16 protein-coding genes are annotated in these 21,191 nt (G+C 35.0%); 10 read left to right on the top strand and 6 right to left on the bottom strand.

Annotation, left to right across the window (positions count from 1 at the left end; all coding sequences use genetic code 11):
- Nucleotides 1-254: 254 nt before the first annotated feature.
- Together TYM08_RS19850 and TYM08_RS19855 are read left to right on the top strand one after the other, a co-directional pair.
- Nucleotides 255-1,994, top strand: a complete 1,740-nt coding sequence (locus tag TYM08_RS19850; RefSeq protein WP_422380895.1) for a reverse transcriptase family protein — start codon at nt 255-257, stop codon at nt 1,992-1,994.
- A 57-nt stretch (nt 1,995-2,051) separates the two neighbouring features.
- The gene (locus TYM08_RS19855) at nt 2,052-2,513 is read left to right on the top strand and encodes a GyrI-like domain-containing protein (protein ID WP_422380896.1); all 462 of its coding nucleotides are present in this window, start codon (nt 2,052-2,054) and stop codon (nt 2,511-2,513) included.
- 400 nt (nt 2,514-2,913) lie between these two features.
- On the opposite strand, the gene TYM08_RS19860 is transcribed toward TYM08_RS19855, so the two are convergent.
- The 3 genes from TYM08_RS19860 to TYM08_RS19870 all read right to left on the bottom strand — a co-directional run bounded on the left by TYM08_RS19860 (nt 2,914) and on the right by TYM08_RS19870 (nt 5,588).
- Nucleotides 2,914-4,302, bottom strand: a complete 1,389-nt coding sequence (locus TYM08_RS19860; protein WP_422380897.1) for a DEAD/DEAH box helicase — start codon at nt 4,300-4,302, stop codon at nt 2,914-2,916.
- A gap of 345 nt (nt 4,303-4,647) precedes the next feature.
- Nucleotides 4,648-4,971 (bottom strand): low molecular weight protein tyrosine phosphatase family protein, encoded by a 324-nt coding sequence (locus TYM08_RS19865; RefSeq protein ID WP_422380898.1) that lies wholly within the window; start codon nt 4,969-4,971, stop codon nt 4,648-4,650.
- A gap of 5 nt (nt 4,972-4,976) precedes the next feature.
- A complete protein-coding gene (locus TYM08_RS19870; RefSeq protein ID WP_422380899.1) occupies nt 4,977-5,588 on the bottom strand; it encodes a TetR/AcrR family transcriptional regulator in 612 nt (203 codons plus the stop codon).
- A gap of 125 nt (nt 5,589-5,713) precedes the next feature.
- Here TYM08_RS19870 and TYM08_RS19875 point away from each other — a divergent pair, with 125 nt between their 5' ends.
- Nucleotides 5,714-8,878 carry a cytochrome P450 gene (locus TYM08_RS19875; RefSeq protein WP_422380900.1) on the top strand — a complete coding sequence of 1,055 codons (3,165 nt, stop codon included), beginning with the start codon at nt 5,714-5,716 and terminating at the stop codon, nt 8,876-8,878.
- A gap of 275 nt (nt 8,879-9,153) precedes the next feature.
- Nucleotides 9,154-11,724 (top strand): PKD domain-containing protein, encoded by a 2,571-nt coding sequence (locus TYM08_RS19880; RefSeq protein ID WP_422380901.1) that lies wholly within the window; start codon nt 9,154-9,156, stop codon nt 11,722-11,724.
- 45 nt (nt 11,725-11,769) lie between these two features.
- Here TYM08_RS19880 and TYM08_RS19885 read toward each other — a convergent pair whose 3' ends face one another.
- Complete coding sequence (locus TYM08_RS19885) at nt 11,770-12,498, bottom strand: SDR family oxidoreductase (protein WP_422380902.1); 729 nt, start codon at nt 12,496-12,498, stop codon at nt 11,770-11,772.
- 129 nt (nt 12,499-12,627) lie between these two features.
- Here TYM08_RS19885 and TYM08_RS19890 point away from each other — a divergent pair, with 129 nt between their 5' ends.
- The 5 genes from TYM08_RS19890 to TYM08_RS19910 all read left to right on the top strand — a co-directional run bounded on the left by TYM08_RS19890 (nt 12,628) and on the right by TYM08_RS19910 (nt 18,724).
- Entirely contained in the window at nt 12,628-13,518 is an 891-nt protein-coding gene (locus tag TYM08_RS19890) for a LysR family transcriptional regulator (protein WP_422380903.1), read from the top strand.
- A 300-nt stretch (nt 13,519-13,818) separates the two neighbouring features.
- Nucleotides 13,819-15,009 carry a helix-turn-helix domain-containing protein gene (locus TYM08_RS19895; RefSeq protein WP_422380904.1) on the top strand — a complete coding sequence of 397 codons (1,191 nt, stop codon included), beginning with the start codon at nt 13,819-13,821 and terminating at the stop codon, nt 15,007-15,009.
- A gap of 210 nt (nt 15,010-15,219) precedes the next feature.
- Nucleotides 15,220-16,977 (top strand): family 16 glycosylhydrolase, encoded by a 1,758-nt coding sequence (locus TYM08_RS19900; protein WP_422380905.1) that lies wholly within the window; start codon nt 15,220-15,222, stop codon nt 16,975-16,977.
- A 482-nt stretch (nt 16,978-17,459) separates the two neighbouring features.
- A complete protein-coding gene (locus TYM08_RS19905; RefSeq protein WP_422380906.1) occupies nt 17,460-17,957 on the top strand; it encodes a hypothetical protein in 498 nt (165 codons plus the stop codon).
- An 11-nt stretch (nt 17,958-17,968) separates the two neighbouring features.
- Nucleotides 17,969-18,724, top strand: coding sequence for a hypothetical protein (locus tag TYM08_RS19910; protein WP_422380907.1), 756 nt, complete (start codon nt 17,969-17,971; stop codon nt 18,722-18,724).
- A gap of 260 nt (nt 18,725-18,984) precedes the next feature.
- On the opposite strand, the gene TYM08_RS19915 is transcribed toward TYM08_RS19910, so the two are convergent.
- Nucleotides 18,985-19,971 carry a transposase gene (locus TYM08_RS19915; protein ID WP_422380908.1) on the bottom strand — a complete coding sequence of 329 codons (987 nt, stop codon included), beginning with the start codon at nt 19,969-19,971 and terminating at the stop codon, nt 18,985-18,987.
- 331 nt (nt 19,972-20,302) lie between these two features.
- Nucleotides 20,303-20,608: a hypothetical protein gene (locus tag TYM08_RS19920; RefSeq protein WP_422380909.1), complete on the bottom strand. Its 306-nt coding sequence runs from the start codon at nt 20,606-20,608 to the stop codon at nt 20,303-20,305.
- Nucleotides 20,609-20,775: 167 nt separating this feature from the next.
- On the opposite strand from TYM08_RS19920, the gene TYM08_RS19925 reads away from it, so the two are divergent.
- A complete protein-coding gene (locus TYM08_RS19925) occupies nt 20,776-21,174 on the top strand; it encodes a hypothetical protein (RefSeq protein ID WP_422380910.1) in 399 nt (132 codons plus the stop codon).
- The last annotated feature ends 17 nt before the right edge of the window (nt 21,175-21,191 follow it).

Raw genomic sequence — 21,191 nt, forward strand, 5'->3', positions numbered from 1 at the left:
CTTTACTGGGCGTAATAGTGCCCCCATAAACGTTTCAGTTTGGCTCCAGAGGAGCAAACTGTTTATGGGGGCACTATTACGCATCGAGCTGATCAGACCAGTCTTGAGAATTCTACGAAGGGAAATTCGATCGCGTCACCACATCCTTTCTGCGTTTATTTTTGATTCTATTACGTTTCCAACACTCCCACCTTTAAGATTCAGTATAGAAAATACTGGCGTTAATCCTTTATGCAAAAATGGGAGTGCTCATTATGCAAACTAGTGCACCTGGTAAATTAACAAGACAACAACTTTACGATTTAATCAGACAATCAAGTAAAGACGAATACATTTTAAAAGAAATGATTCGCCTTGGTTTTTGGAATGAATCAACCGGTAAACCTAGTTTGACAAAAGAGTTTATTGAGCGAAAAGGCGAGCTTGAAAAACAGTACAGTCAATTATTAAAAATTCATCATAAATATCAATCTACTGAGTCGTTACTTAAAGCATTCCATAAAGAGCGTAAAGAAAAAGCACTGCTGCATAGAGAAGAGACCAAACTTAAGAACAAAAAAATCAAGTTTGAAAAAGCACAAAACTGGTTTAAGAAGAACCTTACAGACATTCTTTATTTAGGCGAAAACGTCTCTTTTGGGCTTAACGGTAAATTTACAGACCGCGATAAATTAAAATCAAACTCGTTACCTGTAATAGAAGATATTGAATCATTAGCCAATAGTATTGGCGTCAGTGTCAGCGAAATTCGCTTTTTGTCCTATGATAGAAAAGTATCCAAAGTCTCGCATTATCAACAATTTTTAATTGCCAAAAAAACCGGTGGCACTCGCAAAATTTCTGCGCCGATGCCTCGTTTAAAACACGTGCAGTATTGGATACTCACGAATATTCTAGAGAAAGTAGCCATTCATGATTGTGCCCATGGATTTGTGACAGGTAAATCGATTGTCACTAATGCAGAGCCACATGTGGGTGCGGATGTAGTGATCAATATGGATTTGGAAAATTTTTTTCCTACTGTCACCTATAAACGAGTTAAAGGTGTGTTTTGTAATTTAGGTTACAGTGAAAAAATATCAACAGTCTTGGCATTACTATGCTCACAAGCAGATAACTGCGAAGTGGTATTAGATAATCAAACGTATTTTAGAAACCAAGGCGAGCGATTTTTACCTCAAGGCGCACCGACTAGTCCAGCGCTTACCAATATTTTATGCCGCAAGTTAGATAAACGAATGCTAGGCATGAGTAATCAATTAGGCTTTAAATATACTCGATATGCCGATGATCTTACGTTTTCGTCCTCACAAAAAACGGCTCATAATTTACAAAAATTATTCTGGCGAGTGAATCAAATCATTCCCGATGAAGGGTTTATTTTGCATCCTGATAAAACCAGAGTGATGCGCAGTAACAACAAACAAGAAGTCACAGGCGTGGTCGTTAATGAAAAATTATCTGTTGATCGTAAAACCCTTAAACGATTCAGAGCATTATTATTTCAAATAAATAAAGACGGTCTAGGTGATAAATCATGGGGCAAAGGTGCATTGATTCCATCTATTGAAGGTTATGCGAATTTTGTTTATATGGTTAACCCAATTAAAGGGGTTGAGCTTCAAAAAGCAGTGGTATTGATTAAACAAAAATACGGTGCACCCGTTAAGCCGCATAAATTGAGTTTATTAAACAAAAAACTCATGCGATTTAAAGCCAAAGAAGGGTTATTGCCTAAAAAAGACTGGTGGAAACCCAAACAAAAATCAGCGCCATTAGTTGAGTTAACTCAAATACAAAATGAAGCACTCAAAGGCCAACCAGGAAAAAGACCAACTGAAAAAAGTGACAGTCAAAACCAAAATGGCATTGAAGATGAGAATACTTTTGATATTCAAAGAACAGTAAATGAGAATAATACGCCATTTCAAATACTTACTTATGCATTGCTAATTATTCCTTTTATTATTTTTATTCTGTATATCAGCCGTTAATTACCAATACAGCACATATTAATCAATAAACGCGATATTCAATTATCAGGATATGACATGCATCACCAAGTCGTCAGTCAACAAGCAATACATCTATATGGTCTACAAGTTGAACTGACGACCTCTCACGCATTAAATCAGAAAATCATCACTGCGCAATGGCAACGATTTAATCATGCACTTAAATCAAACCATATTAAGCTTGGCACTAATTGGAAAAAATACGGCGTCACTTTAAAATCAGAAAACCGTTATGTGTATATGACAGCCATAGAATCCAATACTAGGCTTTCTGGGTTTGATTACTACCAATTACAAGCAGGACAATATCTTTACTTTCAACATTTGGGTGCTATGGAATTAATAAAAGTCACAATAAATAGAATCTATAAGAAAGTTATCCCCGAACAAAATCTAACTTTAAATCCTAATAGATCACTTATCCACTTTGAATGTTACGACCAACAATTTCAATGGAATCATCCTGATTCGGTTATCCACATTTTTGTGCCTATCTAATATTTTATAATTATTATTACGAACAATACTTTTGAATTTTTTAATAGTTTGAGAAAAAAATTAATTTATGAATATAAAATTATAATTATGTTTACCAAAGTCATTGTATAAGTATCGAAATAGGAATTAAAAAAATGGAAGAAACACTACAATCTAAAATTGAAAGATTAGTATCACTTGTTGAGGACTTATCTTGCGCAACCATCACGCTACTTTTATTTCTTTAAAATTACGACAGAAGAATAAGATATAGGAAATTTAAACTAGATTATTACTCACAAAAAAGGCCACTATTTTTTGTGGCCTTTTAGAAGAAGTTAGCCCAATTCGTTTGTTAAATATCAACTCAAACCTTTGGGATTTCGGTAAATGTCAAAAGGGCGGATGTACAATCCACGCCCTACAAATTTTTACTTCTTGGAACCAAACCCAACCCTTTTTTCTTAATAGGCGGTTTGTCTTTTAATTCTTTTTGTTTTTGTTTGGCTCTTTTGGATAGTGGTTTTTCTTTTTGCTTTGCATTTTGAATATTTTTTTGTGGTCCCTTCTTTTTACCGGGATTTTGGGTCGGTTTTTGGCCCGCCTCTATTTCGACATCGTCTGTTATATTTTTGTCTTCTTTTTCTTTGGGTTTGTCTAAATTTGAAATTGGCACATTATGACTAGGCACTAATCCGGTTAGCATGTCTCGTTCAATTATATGCGTTAGCAAATGTTCGATTGCGACGAGTTCGTCAAATTGATCGGCGCATACTAATGAGATGGCAATACCTTGTTTACCTGCACGTCCTGTACGCCCAATTCTGTGTATGTAGTCTTCTGGCACAAAGGGTAAATCGTAATTAATCACCAGTGGTAATTGCTTGATGTCTAGACCACGAGCGGCAATGTCGGTTGCAATTAAGGCTTGTACTTCTTTATTTTTAAATTGTTTCATGGCACTGTTGCGCGCGTTTTGTGATTTGTCAGCATGAATGGCTCGAATGCTGAATCCGTGCTCTGACAAAATACCTTCTAGTAAATCGACCGTTCGTTTTGTTTTACAAAAAATAATAACCTGCGATTCTATATATTCATTAAGCATTTGCATTATGGCTTGCGGTTTATCTTTTTTGTCAATTTCATAAGCCCATTGTTTGATGTCTTTGTTAACTGTGTTTTCTTTTGCGGATTTTATAAATAACGGATCCGTTAAATATTGGCTAATGATGCTTTTTATGGATTCTGGATAAGTTGCCGAAAATAATAGGGTTTGTTTTTGTGCTGGTAAAAATTTTAGGATTTCTTTTAGTTCTTGCTCAAAACCCAAATCTAGCATTCTGTCGGCTTCATCTAACACTAGGGTTTGTATGTTGGATAAATCGATTTTGTCTTGATTGTTTAAATCAATTAATCGACCCAAAGTTGCCACAATAATTTGTGCGCCTTGATTAATTTGTTCAATTTGTTTGTCTATTTTTTCGCCACCAATAATTAACGCTGGGGTAATATTAAATGGTTGGGCAAAGTATTCAAATTGTTCAAATACTTGATAAGCCAATTCACGAGTTGGGGTAAGTACAATTACTTGTAATGGCTTGTTGTTATTTTCTTGGGACAGCATAGATTGTAAAATTGGCCATACAAATGCCGCTGTTTTACCTGTACCGGTTTGCGCACTGGCAGTGACGTCTTTTCCTTGTAATATGGGTTCGAACACCTGTGTTTGTATATCGGTTGGTTTGCTATAACCTTTTTTTAATATACGTACTATTAAATCTTTATTTAAAAACGCTTCGGTAAATTTCATTGGTTTGTCTTTTTGAAGTAGTGGATCTATTTATAATATTATCTTTGAATGCATTCGAATCTACAAATATTCAACAGTTGCGAAATTCTGCGACGAAGAAAAGTCAGGCCTTTCATAGTGCATATTTTAAGGTTTTTATTCTATCATGGATATGGAATTTAGGCGCGCCAAAAAGGATAATTGTGATTTTCGTATTAATGGTTTTATGAAACCCACTTTACCCTTCTGAATTTAGACAAATAAAACGATATGGGTTCATTGTTTGTGTATCGTTAATATTAATATATGTGGTTGCAGGTGTTCATTTATATTTCGAATGACCGAGACAACTTAATGCCCTAGTTTTCAATTTAAATAATTGGGTATTTTATTATTCAAAATTTCAATTAAGCGCTCATCCATAAATTTATAATTATCTGGAATACCCAAACATATTATTTTCTGATCTTTGATGTGTTCACGAAACTGTTGTTTCAGTTTTTTGTTATGACGTTGTTCCATCACAAAAATATATTCAGCCCATTCTACGTCTTCGCTGCTGATATAAACTTGCGCACCTGAATTTAAACCTGCCGATCTTACATCCCAACCATCTACGTCACAAAATATTGCTTCGGCTGTTGGGCTTCTTAATTTATTTTGACTGCATAAAAATAATATTTTTTTCATTTCAATTAAACTTGTTTCCATTGCATAAAATGACCTATTGTTTTTTGGTTAAATTTTGCCATTTGTACAATGCTGATATCGTCTTTGTGAGTTAACCACCAACGTATACTGGTTAAGGTGCTTTGTACAAATTGACAAACAATATAGTCGTACTCTAGAGGTTCTAATTCATCTTTTAGCTTGGTAAATCCTATATTATTTAACTCACCGGTCATGATTTTGTTTTTGGTTTGCTCGTATAGTAAATCTGCACAGCTTTCAAATAGCACCCGAATTAATCTTTCATTATTGCTTATGAAATTAAATAAGCGTTTTTCGTTTTCTAAAACATCTTCATTTTGTTTAGATTCTATTAACATCGGTGTCAGTTTTTCAAAGCCATCCATCAACAGTATATGCAGTAATTCTTCTTTGCTTTTGTAATGTCGAAAATACGTGTTATAGCCAACAGATGCTCTTTTTGTAATATCTTTGATTGTCACATGGTCATAACCATTTTCTAAGGTTAATGACACCAATGCATCTTTTAATAATTGTCTTGTTTTTTGAATTCTTAAATCCATATTTCTATATCCCGAAATGATCAAATAAACTGAAATTTTCAATATTTGCATCATAACAAATTCATCTTTGATATGCCTAGAATCATCAGAAATTGAATTTATTTGTCACTCAAAGCATTCCATAAAATAAAGATATGGAATATTATACACCATAAATGCATTATAACTTTGAGTCTTTCATGTCAAAACAACACTTCCCTGGACCTAAACCCTGGCCGATTGTCGGTAATATTCCCGATTTATTAGGAGGCCCAGGACTCATTCAAGGATTGATCGGCGTTGGAAAACAACATGGGCCTTTATTTCGCTTAACACTTTCTGGATACTCGCCAATATTTGCAACCAATTACGACATCATTAATTTACTTTGCGATGAATCCAAATTCGAAAAAAAAGTGAGCAAATCTTTAGAAATGGTTCGCCAATTAACTGGTGATGGTTTATTTACCGCTTATCCTGAAGAACCAAATTGGCATAAAGCTCATGATTTATTAATGCCGGCGTTTAGTTTAGGCGCACTTAATAATTATTATCCAGCTATGCAAAATGTGGGTTTACAACTTGTTGATCGCTGGGAAAAAAATCCTGAAAACATCAATGTTGTGGATGACATGACACGCTTAACTCTTGAAACCATTGGTCTATGTGGATTTGGTTATTCATTTGAATCTTTTGAAAAAGAAGACACGCACCCATTTATTAATGGCATGTTAGGCGCGCTTAGCGAAACCATGAATCGATTAACCAGACCACAATGGTTAACTGCAATAATGAAAGGTAAGCAAAAAGAATTTACTGGCAATATTCATTATTTAAATGAAATTGTGGATAACGTCATTCAAGATCGCAAAAAAGAATCAGGCGCAAAAAGAATTGACAAAAATGATTTACTGTCATTAATGCTGGACAGCAAACAATTAGATGACACAAATATTCGTAATCAAATTATTACATTTTTAATTGCCGGCCATGAAACCACAAGCGGCTTATTGTCCTTTGCTTTATATTATTTACTTAAACACCCAGAAGCGTTAAGAAAAACTCAAAACGAAATTGATTCTATATTAGGTGAAGATCAAACAAAAACCCCAAGTTACAGAGAGTTAAGTCGATTTAAATATCTACGACAGGTATTAAATGAATCGTTAAGATTATGGCCAACAGCGCCAGTTTTTGCTGTGACCCCAAAAGAGAAAACTACGTTGCCAGGTGGTTATGAAGTGAACCCTGGTGAACAAATTTCTGTTTTAATTCCGTTATTGCATCGCGACCCAGAAGTGTGGGGAGACAATGTCGAGTTATTTGATCCTGATCGTTTCAGTTTAGAGAACGAACAAAATCGTCCTGAAAATGCATTTAAACCTTTTGGAAATGGTCAACGTGCGTGTATTGGTAGACAGTTTGCTATTCAAGAGGCGACCCTTGCATTGGTGTTAGTGTTACATCGTTTTGATATTATTGATCACACAAATTATGAACTAAAAATTAAAGAAAGTTTAACTTTAAAACCCGATAATTTTTTTATTAATGTTAGAAAACGGGTTTTTAAAAAATTTACAAAAAATGATTCTACATTAACAAATAATCCTACCAATATAGACTCAAATGCATCATTAAGTTTATTAAAACCTGTGCTATCACACAGTTCAAACATTAATGTATATTACGGATCTCAAATGGGATTCACTGAACAACTCGCACAGCAATACAGCGATTTTATTTCTAACTTTGGAATAACTTCGAATGCAATGCCATTAAATTCTGCTGTTGACTCTATATTAAATGAAGATATATTTGCGGTGTTTGCTGCAAGTTATAACGGTCAACCAACCAAAAACTCTGAACAGTTTATTCAATGGATTGAATCATTAAACAATAATGAACTTGTAGGTAAGTCATTTATTTTATTTGGTTGTGGCCATAAAGATTGGTTTGCCACTTATCAACAAGTGCCTAAACGCATTTACAACGCATTAATTAATGCTGGCGCCACTTCATTATTAGCATTAGGTGAGGGCGATGCTCGAGAAGATATTTTAGGGGATTTTGAACATTGGCAAAACTCTACTACGTCGTTATTGAATGAAATTGTTAATATTAAACAGCGCAATGAAAATAACGTAATTGAAGTGAAGCAAGAGGCTAATCATCAACCTGATAAATCCAATGTTAAGATTCAATGGTTAATTAAACAGGCCTCTACACAAAAAAACGATTTATTGTTTGATGTCATTTCTGTTAAAAAGTTAATTACATCAGAAAATGAAACCTGGGCAGGTCAAAAATTTGAATTGGTTTTAAAATCCCCCAACGATCAATATTATCGTGCTGGGTCACATTTAGAATTGAGTGTGACTAACCCTAAATCTTTGGTTACCCGTTTTATGAAACGCATGCGCTTGGACGATCAAGACACATTACAATTTAGCAAAAAATTTGGTCTGCGCTTTTTAAATAATGATAATAATCACTCAAATAATATTGTTAATGCAAAAAAATTATGCGAACAGTATTTAGATTTACACTGTAAAATTAGTGCAAGAACGCTAAAAATATTTTTGCAATTTATTCAATGTCCACCAGAAAAAATGGTCATTGAACAAATTCTTTCTTTAGATAATCATTATTTTAATATTGTGGATGTTCTTGAAAAACTTCCATCATTATCATTAGAATTTGATGATCTGTTAGAATTAATACCGTCACTTAAGTCACGTTATTATTCTATTGCCAGTTGTTTTGAAACTAACAAACATATCAAATTAATTATCTCTGAGGTAAATGATAATCAGTTTACTGGTTTAGCTTCTACTTATTTTAATCGATTATTAAAAGGGAAAATTAAACAAGTAAAAGCAAAAGTAATTGATTTACAGCCTGATTTTTCAATTAATCCCACTTCAAATACCCATAATATCATGATTGGCGCTGGCACAGGTGTAGCACCATTTATTGGGTTTAGTGAATTAATGCAATCTAAACAGATTAAAGACAAATTAACCTTAATTTATGGTTGTAAAAGAATCGGTGTTGACAGCATTGAATTGCCATTTTTTGAAAAACTACAATCAGACAACTATATACAACTATTTATTGCGCAGTCTCAACCGGAAAATAAACAAAAAAAATACGTACAGGATGTATTGCTGGAAATAGGTGATCAAATTTTTGATAAAATTCATAACGGTGCCAAAATATTTATCTGTGGCGATGCAAACAATATGGCTCAATCGGTTCAGCAAAATTTAAAAACGATTGCAGTCCTACACGGTAAAATAGAAGACAGTCAAAAATGGTTAGATCAATTGATCTCCAACAAACAACTTGTGATGGATATTTGGTAAGTTTGTATCGTAACTATTTAGAAATATTGTAAAAAATGACGACTGTTTAGTAGTGGTCGTTTTAGTAGTACTCTTTTTGGAAACGATCGTTTTAGTAGTGATCGTTTTGTTTTTATCGCGTCAATTAATGTCTCTTTGCTTACGTAATAACTAAATTAATCGTGATATTGTTCACATTCCTCACTGTACTACGTGTGGTAGTTTGGATTTTTACATTCTATTTGTTTAAGTAATGTTTTTATAATGTATATTTTGTAATTTTAAAGTTAAGAATTATGAAAACACTCATTATATTACTAACTGGTCTCACGATATTATTAGCAGGATGTAATCAAGAATCCGATATCCAAAAAGATGATCAGCCAATACAAACGACACCTTCTGCCTTCGCTTCAATTTTAATTGAGACATATTCCATTATTGTTACTGAATCCATTGTTATTTCAGCTGACACGCAATTGTTTTCTGAAAGTCAGCTTAAATATCAATGGTATATTGATAATGTGCTTGTCAGCGAACAATCTACTTTTACTTTTCAATTTAATAACACAGGTATCATTTCAATTAAATTGATTCTGCTTGATTCAAATTCACAACAACTGGATATTGTAACAACAAGTATTTCTGTGACACCTAAAAATGTTGTCACTAATCAATTTCCACATACTGCAATCATTGCATCTATCACCCAAGCTTTTACTAATGAAGTTTTAGTATTTTCAGCATTAGCTAATGACACAGATGGAAATATTGATTCTTATCATTGGCAATTAAATGGGCAAACGGTTTCAACAGACCCAGAACTAGAATTTCAATTTATTGAACAGGGCAACTATACGCTGTCGTTACAGGTTACTGATAATCAAGGCGATCAATCCAATACCGCACAAATTCAAATATTAATTATTGATAAGCAAATTGAACCAGTCAATCAAATGCCAACAGCTGTAATTGAAACTTTTTTTGTTGAAGGCACTGCACCGATTAATATTATTATTTCCGCTGCTCAATCTTCAGATGACGACACAATTTCAAAATACCAATGGAAAATAAATAACAAATTAGTAGGCAGTGATCGAATTTTTGAATATTTATTTGAAACTGCAGGGGATTATGTCATCGAGTTAATAGTGACGGATAACGAACAATACCAATCATTAGCTGTCACTAAATTAATTTCAATTGCTGCAGGCCCTATTAATTTTCAGCCTATTGCAAAAATTGATGTATCTGCCACAAAAGGGGAAGCGCCTTTAATAGTATCAATGACAGCTGAAAATTCTTCGGATGAGTTAGATGAAAATGGCGCAATAGCCAGTTATCAATGGTTTGTTAATGATGTATTAATTTCTGAATTTGCAACGTTTGATTACCAATTTGATGTTGCTGATAATTACTTTGTATCGTTAATTGTCACAGATAATCAATCGATTGCTTCAGAAAAAGTCACTCAACTTATTATCGTGACTGACCCTTTAGTTAATAATCAACCCATTGCAGTTATCGAAGCATTACCCGCATCAGGGGAAGCACCTTTAACTGTTTTCATTTCTGGCGAAAAATCAATTGACGATCAACAAATTGTTGAATACTACTGGAGCATCAATGATATTTTTGAATCGGCAGAATCTTCGTTTGAATACACATTTACGCAAGCAGGAGTTTATAATGTTGAGTTAATTGTGACAGATAATCTAGGCAAACCATCAACAAAACAAAGTCTACAAATAACCGTTGACCCTGCATATATTAATGAACTTCCAGTTGCACATATTGATGCATCAGTATCAACAGGTGAAGCGCCGTTAAGCATTGAATTATCTGGTTTAAATTCTACTGATAACAAACAAATATCCAGTTATGTTTGGAGTATCAATGGTGAGTTTGAATCAAACGAGGCTACGTTTTCAAAAACGTTTTCAGATCCTGGGGTTTATCAAGTTGAATTATATGTCGTAGATAATGAATTAGGACAATCATTAATTGATCAACAACAAATTATTGTGACTGAATTTGTCAACCAAGCGCCGGTTGCGACTATTTTTGCATCCTCTACTAATGGATACGCGCCATATACAGTATATTTTAATGGTTCAGGCTCTAAAGATGATCAAGATTTAATTCACAGTTATCAATGGGATGTGGATCATGTTAATCAATCCACCGACACCTTATTTTCATATACCTTTGCACAAGCGGGTGTTTATGATGTGGGCCTAACAGTAACCGACACCGAGCAAGCTGTTTCAACTCGAGCTTCTAAAATAATTACCGTGTTAGAAACCATGCAAATGAACACGCCACCTACTGCAAAATTCACAATGACAGCGGATGAGTTAACAGTCACCGTAGATGCTTCAGCGACTACAGATGCACAGCAAACTCAAAACTTAAGTTATCACTGGAACTTTTTTAACGAATTTCAAAAAACCACTGCAACACCGGTTACCAGTTATACGTTTTCAAATAACGGCTTAAAAGTCATCACATTAGAAGTAACAGACAGCGGCGGATTAACACATAAAATAAATTCAACAATTGTAGTTAATGTTACGTTATCGGACTATGAGCAATTATTGGCTGATGTGGCCGATGCTGTCTTAGGCAGTTGCGAAGGCTGTCATGCTACTAACTCAGGTAAACCCATTACTTTTACTGGTATTTCGGGGGCAGATTTAGAAACGTCTGTGATGTACTACATTTCAAAAAATAATCCCACCAATATCAATCGCGTTAAATACATTCCTAGTAATCAAAATGGATATAGACACCCAGCAGGGGATTGGCTAGATGTGATGAAGGATGATTGGGAACGCGCCATTGATGAAATTGTTAATCGGATGTAGTGAGTTACTAAACTGTAAACGGCCAATTGCTTGGCCGTTTTTTAATTACATTTGAGCAAATTGTTTTTCAACCGCTTTATGATCTTCACACCAAGCTTTATAAACACCTTTTGACATTTCATCAGGAAATATATCTTCTTGATTTGCAATGATGCCTGCAACAATATTATCCGCCACTTCAGCTGGACTAGTTTTGTCCATGTCTACTTCTGCTAACATGTCGGTATCAATTGCACCTGGAAAAACAGCTTGAACGTTGATGGCTTTATCTGCAAGGGTGCCTTTTAAAGATAAATGCGCAGACCACGCTGCTGCTTTTGATGCATTATACGCAGACATCGAAGGCATACTTGCTAATGATAACAACGTTAAAATGTTAACAATGCTCGCTTCTTTTTTCAGTGTTTGGTTCGTTTCAATAATTGGCGTAAATGCTTTTGCCATATTTAATAATCCAAAATAATTCACAGCAAAATTATGTGTTAATGACTCATCACTTACGGATAAAACATCGCCAAATGTAAGTGTCCCAGCATTGTTAATAAGCAAATTTACATCCTTTGTTTGCAACAACGCTTGGTTTACTGAATGAATATCTGTGATGTCTAATTGAATTGGAATCACTCTAGGGTCTAAAAAATTTGGCAATTTGCTGATGTCACGTGCGCCTGCATAGACTTTGGATGCCCCTTTTTCTAAAAGACTTTGCACCAAAGCTTTACCTAGGCCTCGATTTGCTCCACTTACCAATGCCACTGTGTTATTTAAATTCATGATATTTCCTCTGTTAACGTTAATAAGATTCATCAGCTTGTATGTTCAATCTGATGACAAGCATTATCTTTAATGTAAAAAATTAACAAATAGGTATATTAACATTGCAGTCATGTATAAAATGCATGAATGAATATACAATCTCTACAATTATTTATAGATGTTGCCACACTTGGAAGTTTTGCCGATGCCGCTCGCAAACTAAATGAAGATCCGTCTAAGGTGTCTCGAAATATAGCTGCATTAGAAAGCGAGTTAAGTGTGCAATTGTTTAAACGCTCTACTCGAAGTTTGTCATTAACTGAAGCTGGGCAACGATATTTATTACACATTACTCCTATTGTTGAAGCTTTGTCCTTTGCCAATGAAGACGCTAAATCTGTGGTTAATCGCCCTTCTGGTACTTTAAAAATTTCAGCTTCAACGGCTTTTGGACAAGAATGTCTATTGCCTCATATTCAATCATTTATGCAGTTATATCCAGATATTCATATCGAGATGTTATTGTCCGATGTGAATTTGAATTTGCATAATGAAGACATCGATCTGACTTTTCGATTAACCCCTTCATTTGAGTCCGATTTAATTGGCACTCGGTTACATGCTACCAAATATCATCTTTGTGCCAGCACTGATTATATTAAATCGCATTTATCCATTTCTTCTCCAAAGGATTTACAACACCATCATTGTTTAGTATTTGCTTTACCCAAATATCGTTCACGCTGGTTATTTAAAAACGAAGCGAACGAATTATCTCAAATTAAAATTCAATCTAAATTGGCAATTAGCAGCGCGTTGGCATTAAAACAAAGTGCTATTAATGGATTAGGACCTGCCATTTTACCTGACTGGTTAATACGAGAAGAATTAAAAACAGGACAGTTAAAAATAATACTGCCTCAGTATCAAGTGACCGCAACCGATTTTGATACAGCCGTATGGATGTTATATCCGTCTAAACGATTTTTACCACAAAAAACTCGTGTGTTTATTGATTATATAAAAAATATATTTTGATTAACTAAAATTTAAAGTTGTGGATAACTTTTACTAATGACAGTTTAGTATTTACCTTCCATCGGATTGAGCACAGTGTCATATTTAAAAATTCATCAATATAGAAAAAGTACTGTATACGTAATGTTAAAATAGATTTACATTAACTACATTCTCTAAACTATTCAAACAAATTACAACAATAATAATTTTAAAATAACTTTTGTGATAACTGTGATGCAGTTTGTAGCTCGATTTTATATAAATAGATTCTTTTATATTCTGCATGTTACTATTTTTTATTTATTGGTTATCTCGTTCATGTTTGATCAAGCTTATTTTAATTTTCACGATATTGTTTTGATATTAATATTTGTGGAATCCGTTTTATTTTCACTGATTTTAATATCAGTACACATGGACAAATTACACAGTCGCGTATTTCTTTCCCTTTTCTTATTAACGAAAGCCTTGGTTGCTTTTGATGCGCTTATATATTGGTGTATCCCTTTAAAATCTGTATTGTTTTCTGATCAATACCGTTTATTTTTTGTGTTCAAATTTGCTTTATTGATTCAAGGCCCACTTCTGTTTTTGTATGTTAAATCATTGATTTATTCAGATTTTAAGTTGGTTAAAAAAGATATTTTTCATTTTGTGCCGTTACTGTTGTTTCCGATTTTGTACGGATTAATTATTAATGATATTGGACCAGATGATTTATATGCAGGAATAGATGAGTATAACTTTTATTTTAGCAGTGGGTATTTTCGTTTTTTATTGAATGCTCAAAGTGTTTCGATTTTGCTTTATAGTATTATGAGTTTGTACATTTTAGTGCAATACCGCAAAAATATTACTGCGCGTTTTTCTGAAGTGGATTCCATTAGCTTAGCTTGGATTGCACTTTTAGTGATTGCTTACTTAGTGTTATGGGGATTTGAATTAAGTGCACAAATTGCTCATCAATTTGATTTAGGCGAATTAGCGGCCTTTGTTGGCTTAAGTAAAAACTACGTTGAATTGATTTTTATTAACTTATTGGTGGTGTATGCGGTTGTGAAAGTCGCGCAACCGACTGCTTTTATTAATGAACAAGACAGCGAAAACCTATTAGATAACTTGCAACAAAATAAAGAAGACGGCGTTTCTTGTATACCCGATTTTAATCAACAGGATGTGGATAAAGTCGTGCAAAGTATGGTGGAGCATGAATATTTTTTAGAGCATGACATCAACATTGAAAAATTAGCAGACAAAATAGGGGTCAATACTCGTATTGTTTCAAAGGTAATTAACCAAAGTTTTAATCAAAATTTCTTTGAATTTATTAATGGTTATCGTGTTGAAAAAGCAAAATTTTTACTCGAAAAATCCGTTTGTTTATCCATGTTAGAAATTATGGATTTGTCTGGGTTTAATAGTAAATCGACCTTTAACCGATTGTTCAAAAAACAAACTGGATTAACCCCTTCTCAGTATCGTTTAGAAAAATCTTTGCCTTGTGAATAACTGCATGTTTAAATTTGTGCGTTTTATCACAACTTTATAATCCCTATATAGAATGGGGCCTACAACCAAGTGACACGTCTCATCTTATAACATGACACTAAGTTGAGACGCCTCATGTAACAAAATGTTTTAGTTGGGACGACAGAAAAATTTAATTTCATTAACTTAATTGAAGTAAAAAAATCAACTTCTTATAAAAGGTTAATTCTCATGTCAAAAATTCTCAATTATTCACTTCTTTGCGGTGTTTTAGCTGGCGCATCAGCCTGTCAATCTACCAATGATACACCTGCTGAAACCATCACCATAATTGAAACAGTTACTGTAGTTGTAACGGTCACACAAACTGATTCAGATACACAATCCGAAACCATTACCCAAATTGACAATGAATCTATGACAGATACCAGCACAGATTCAATGACTGAAACAGATACGGGCTCAATGACACAAACCAATACCCAAACCCAAACCAATACCGAATCAACAACAGACACCCAAACAGATGTTAATTCACAATGTATCGGTGAAATTCAAGAATCCGGTTATTGCTTGCTTTGGCAAGATGAATTTCAAGAAGACACATTAGATGAATCAAAATGGAGTTATGAGCGTAACTGTTGGGGTGGCGGAAATGCTGAAGCACAATGTTATGTACAAAGCCCAGAAAACCTATGGGTTGATGGCGAGTATTTACGCATTCAAGCAAAACGAGAAGATGCAACCGGTCCTGCTTTTCAAGATGACCAAGACGGTTACGATATTAACGATACTTCCGGTTCTGGTGATTATACTTCAGCGCGTATTCGTACTTTAGGTAAGGGCGATTGGGCATACGGCAAAATCGAAGTGCGCGCAAAACTACCGTTTGGACAGGGTACATGGCCTGCAATCTGGATGCTTCCGTCTGAAGGCAACTACGATGGCATTTGGGCAATTAATGGTGAAATCGATATCATGGAAACCGTTAACTTAAAAGTAGACGGCGAACAAACCATTCATGGCACATTGCACTACGGTGATGAATATCCAAAAAATGTGTATTCAGGTGAAGAATATGAATTACCAGGTGGCGCATCGCCTGCGGATGATTTCCACACGTATACAATTGAATGGGAAGAAGGTGAGATCCGTTGGTACGTAGACGGTGATCATTTTGCCACTCAACAAAGTGCTGGTTGGTACACACAAGGGGATTTAGAAGATCCTCATGCGCCATTTAACCAAGCGTTCCACATCATCTTAAACTTTGCAGTTGGCGGTGAATGGGCAGCAAATGTTAATGATAAAGGCATCGATGAGTCGGTTTTCCCTCAAGAATTAGCCGTGGATTATGTGCGTGTTTATGGTTGTACTCATGATTTTGAAACCGGTAAAGGCTGTGCAAGCGTAGGTGAAAATTTTGCATTAAACGAAGGTAAGCAACCCCCCGAAGAGGTCGTAGTGGGTGAAACGGATTGGACCAGCGGCGAAGAAGTGTTGATCTATATTGATCAATTAGAACAACCTCTTGATTATGGATCGTTTCCAAATGACACGGTGTCTTTAAATTCTGTGGCTGAATTAGGTTATGGTTTTGTGGCAGAACTTGAATACTTAGCAGACAACTCAGCGGCGTTTTTCTTCTTTTCAAACTTTCGTGGATCGACAGGTAACGAAAACATATCGGGTTTTGATGCAATCGAATTTGAATATCGAATCACACAAGACACCCGTGAAGTGAAAGATAACATTTACTTCAGAGCCGATTGCACTTACCCATGCACATCAGGAAGTTATGACATTGGTTACCCAGCACTTAATGAATGGCAATTTGTCAGCATTGCAATTGATGATTTAGCAGAATTGGACTTAAACCCAAGCAACGTAAACGTCCCCTTTGCTATCTACCCAGAAGTTGGCAACCAAATGGGTGTGATCATTCAGGTTGATAATGTGAAAGTGGTTAAGGTTGCTGGGAGTTTATAATCTAAAGAATATGCAAAGCTTTTGATAGACTTTGCATATTGTGGGTTGTTTTTTATGGCAACAGACAATTATATTTGTTTTTGTTCCCCTAAATAGCAACCTACTTACTGGCTGGCTAGCTGTCATCTTTGATGGTTTACCAGTTCAGGATTTATTGTGAAAAAACAAACCTCAACCTGTAGGTTCCGGATTTATTCGGAAAAACCACCTGCAAGTTCGGGATTCATTCCGAGAAACCACCTGTAAGTTCGGGATTCATTCCGAAAAACCACCTGTAAGTTCAGGATTCATTCCGAAAAAACTAATCCAATTCATTCAAAAAACCAAATGTGTAAATACCCACAATAAATCCCACCCAATCTTCAAATCCAATAAAAAAACAAACTGAAATCTCTATCGCTTTTTGTTATTGTCTGCCTCTATTAACACCAAACAAACCTATTAAAAGCCAAACCGCTCCATCAAAGGAATCCAACATATCATTGATTTTACCATCAACCCAGAAGCCTTCATTCAAACAACGATTCAAAACCACCAGCCTGATGGCGGCGATTATTGTGGTGGGTACGTTTTCATCCTGTGGTACGGATTCCGCTGACAAAGACGATGACGGCGATGGCGTCAAAAATTCCCAAGATGCGTTTCCAAAAGACAAGCTTGAATGGCTTGATACCGACAACGATGGTACAGGCGATAATACTGATTTAGACGACGATAACGATGGCATTTCCGATTTAATCGAAATCGAATTAGAGTTTGATCCATTAGATTCAACCAATACTCCCCTTGATACCGATGCCGATGGTATTCCTGATGTGCAAGATTTAGATGACGACAATGACGGGTATGTTGACACGCTAGAAGTAAGTGAAATGACCGATCCGCTTGATGCGCAATCCATTCCTTTAGACACCGACGGCGATTTTGATCCGAACTCAACGGATGAAGATGACGACAATGATGGGATGCAGATAGCATAGAAATCACGGAAATGACCTATCCGCTTGATGCACAATCCATTCCTTTAGACACCGATTCAGATTTTGATCCGAACTCAACGGATGAAGATGACGACAACGACGGCTATTCCGATTCAATCGAAATCACAGAAATGACCGATCCACTAGATGCGCAATCAAAACCTCTAGACACCGACGGCGATTTTATTCCTGACTCGACCGATGCCGATATTGATGGCGATGACGTGTTAAATGAAGAAGATTTATTTCCATTAGATATCACAGAATGGGCAGATAACGATAAAGATGGTATCGGTGATAATGCTGATTTAGATGATGATAATGATGGGTATAACGATGATGTGGACGCTTTGCCATATTTAATTGACGAATGGTTAGACACCGATGGTGATGGGTTTGGTGATGATACAGATCATTATCCAAATGATATTAACTGCTGGAGCGATGCTGATGGTGATGATGTAAATAGTGATGGCACTGTCGGTTGTGATCAGGTTCAGGTGGGTATTACGGATATTGATTTAGGTAAAATCCAAGGCCATAACGGCTTTACGGTGGAAGGTGAAAACATCAAAGATCGTATGGGTTCGATTGTTAGTCATATTGGTGATATTAATAAAGACGGTTTTGGGGATTATGCTGTTGTGGCCAAGTCCTTTGATATTGGTGACAATTTAAGTGTTGGCAAAATTCATGTGTTTTTTGGCAGTCATATAAAACAGGCTGCGAATATTGATTTTACAGTAGATGCGCGTTTGAATGGATAACCAACAACAAGAACCAACAACATGCAACCAACAACATGGACAGGCAACTAAATAAAAATCAATGACATCTAAAAATAAATAAGGCACTTAATTTAGAAAATATGATGCCTTAACAAATTAATCTGTTAAAAAATAGATCACACAGAGGGAATTGCTACAATTATCGAGCATTGCTCAAATCGAAGGTGCAGGGAATTCAATCAAAATTTATTGATTCGAATAAAAGCTAATAAAATATGTATGAATAATAAAAAAGGAAGCTAAAGCCCAAGAACACTTAATGATTTCACCCAGCCACAAGCTCGCTTGAGTCCAAATTTAGAAAAATGCTGATCGATACTGGATGCTTTGCCAATTAAGTTAGCAAAGCTATTGTTGATATTCAGTGACGCATTTAAAAACAACGTTTCGGACAAATCGAGTCGAGTTAATATGTCGGGTAATTCACTATCGATTTTTCCTTTTTTACTTTCTGCACATTGTTTTCCTGTCCAGTCTACTAATTCTAAATACGCCTTAGTTGAAATTTGAATGTGGGTTTTACAGTGTTTTGAAAGAGGTAATAAATCATTCGGTTGATCTTTTACTAGATTAGAATGGTTTGATTTTTTAAAGCACTCACTTCTTTTTTTGATTGATGTATATTCAGATTCTTCAGGTGTTTTAGTCATTTGAGCGCGCACAGGATTTAAATCTACATAAACCATGGCGGCTAATAATCCTTCATCGTCTAAAATCGCTTTTGATTTATATCGACCCTCCCAAAATTTGCCTGTGCAGTTATCTTCAATATTTGAGAGTCTAGAAATCGGCTCATTAATATTTTTCATAAACCAACCAATATTAATCAATCGATTACGCCAAATTTCAACGGTTTCGGCTAGCAAAATACGTTCTTGTGGGTTGAGTTTAGAGCCATCTAAAAACGCTCTAGAGATCATCGTACCCGTATACAATTGATGCCAGCGCTTGATTACCTCGGCAGCAGACCAAGACTCAGCCTGTTTAACGTTCACGCTAATCACCAAATGATAATGGTTATTCATGATTGCATATGAGGCGATATCAATTGCAAATATGCTGGGCAGTTTTAATAAAATATCTTCAACCCATGCACGGCGATGCTCAAAATCTTGGTTGGTATACTCATCTTTACCGCACAGAAATGCGCGACGCACGCAACGGCAGGTAATTAAGTATTTTGTAGTAGCAGTATAATTTACTAGGCGTTTTCTCGCTTTTGTCATGTTGATTCCTAATTGATTAATCAAATGACAACAAATTCAATCCATTTGAATTATGTTGTCTTTATATTTATAAAATGATAGGTCGATTGTGAGGGTTGTCAAATTATTTTGATTAGCCTGTCCTTTTTAGTTCTTGGTTATTAGCCTGTCCTTTTTAGTTGTCCATCCAGATCATTTAAAAAAACAAAATTTGTTGAAAAATTCGGAATGAATCCCGACCCTACAGTGTAGAAAATAATCTTTTCTGTAGGTTCCGGATTTATCGTCACAGGGATGTGACTAATTAGAATTGTGCCTGGAGCATGCAATCGTTCGGAAAAACTATTTTGATCTACCGAAGCTTCACTTTATCAAAATGTCCGTAATATAAATTATCTCCCACTAACGACTCAAGCTCTTTAGTACTTGGAAAATTCGGCCATTTTTTTGTGGTTTGTTTGGCCGCATCTAAACTTTTCCAGGTTAATAACCAACAAATTTCATCGTATTTATCCACATTTTGAAATATTTCATAATCGGTAATCACCATTTCATCGGCATTCATTTCTTTAAATATGTTTTCACTTAATACCATCACTCGATCAAAATTGGTTTTGCTTACTTTAAATATGGCTATTTCTTTACAGCTTGTTGTCATTTTTTTATCTCTGATGTTGTAAAAATTTGAATAGTTTTTTAATTGATTTTTAAACCCACTACGAAATATATGGGTTCATATTTTTTAAAAATCTGTATTTCAATCCATAGCGTAATATATTAAGCTAAGGACTCTTGATATTTTCATTCTTAAAACGGAATCTTATTATGTTTAAATTTCAAACTGCCTCAATATTGATCGGCACTCTAGCTTTAATTTCTACAGCAAATGCCGATGAAATGGCTACTGAAACTTGTCAACCCTTTGCAAAAGAACAGGTGTCTATTTATTATTCAAAAACCATTGAACTAAATGGCGATCCTGGAAAAATATACGAGCAGTCTATCGCTCAAGTAAATGACATAGCCCTAAAAAATGGATTTAAATCATACAAAATGAATTCAAATGGTATATCGATTTCAACATCGTCTTATAACGGCATGTTAGATGTATCAATTAATATTGATATCGAATATCTATCGGATTTTAAAGCCATCACCGCATTATCAAAAGAAAGCGCAGCGACGAGTATTTCTTCTCAGCGTTATTTTGAAGGGTGTGAATAATACTTATAAAAATGACA

Origin of the sequence: Marinicellulosiphila megalodicopiae, from assembly GCF_045862395.1 — a bacterium.
Lineage (GTDB): Bacteria > Pseudomonadota > Gammaproteobacteria > Pseudomonadales > Natronospirillaceae > Marinicellulosiphila > Marinicellulosiphila megalodicopiae.

Coding starts and splice junctions, on each gene's coding strand:
- TYM08_RS19850 (WP_422380895.1), top strand. CDS start 255: ATGCAAACTAGTGCACCTGGTAAATTAACAAGACAACAACTTTACGAT.
- TYM08_RS19855 (WP_422380896.1), top strand. CDS start 2,052: ATGCATCACCAAGTCGTCAGTCAACAAGCAATACATCTATATGGTCTA.
- TYM08_RS19860 (WP_422380897.1), bottom strand. CDS start 4,302: ATGAAATTTACCGAAGCGTTTTTAAATAAAGATTTAATAGTACGTATA.
- TYM08_RS19865 (WP_422380898.1), bottom strand. CDS start 4,971: ATGAAAAAAATATTATTTTTATGCAGTCAAAATAAATTAAGAAGCCCA.
- TYM08_RS19870 (WP_422380899.1), bottom strand. CDS start 5,588: ATGATGCAAATATTGAAAATTTCAGTTTATTTGATCATTTCGGGATAT.
- TYM08_RS19875 (WP_422380900.1), top strand. CDS start 5,714: ATGTCAAAACAACACTTCCCTGGACCTAAACCCTGGCCGATTGTCGGT.
- TYM08_RS19880 (WP_422380901.1), top strand. CDS start 9,154: ATGAAAACACTCATTATATTACTAACTGGTCTCACGATATTATTAGCA.
- TYM08_RS19885 (WP_422380902.1), bottom strand. CDS start 12,498: ATGAATTTAAATAACACAGTGGCATTGGTAAGTGGAGCAAATCGAGGC.
- TYM08_RS19890 (WP_422380903.1), top strand. CDS start 12,628: ATGAATATACAATCTCTACAATTATTTATAGATGTTGCCACACTTGGA.
- TYM08_RS19895 (WP_422380904.1), top strand. CDS start 13,819: ATGTTTGATCAAGCTTATTTTAATTTTCACGATATTGTTTTGATATTA.
- TYM08_RS19900 (WP_422380905.1), top strand. CDS start 15,220: ATGTCAAAAATTCTCAATTATTCACTTCTTTGCGGTGTTTTAGCTGGC.
- TYM08_RS19910 (WP_422380907.1), top strand. CDS start 17,969: ATGACCTATCCGCTTGATGCACAATCCATTCCTTTAGACACCGATTCA.
- TYM08_RS19915 (WP_422380908.1), bottom strand. CDS start 19,971: ATGACAAAAGCGAGAAAACGCCTAGTAAATTATACTGCTACTACAAAA.
- TYM08_RS19920 (WP_422380909.1), bottom strand. CDS start 20,608: ATGACAACAAGCTGTAAAGAAATAGCCATATTTAAAGTAAGCAAAACC.
- TYM08_RS19925 (WP_422380910.1), top strand. CDS start 20,776: ATGTTTAAATTTCAAACTGCCTCAATATTGATCGGCACTCTAGCTTTA.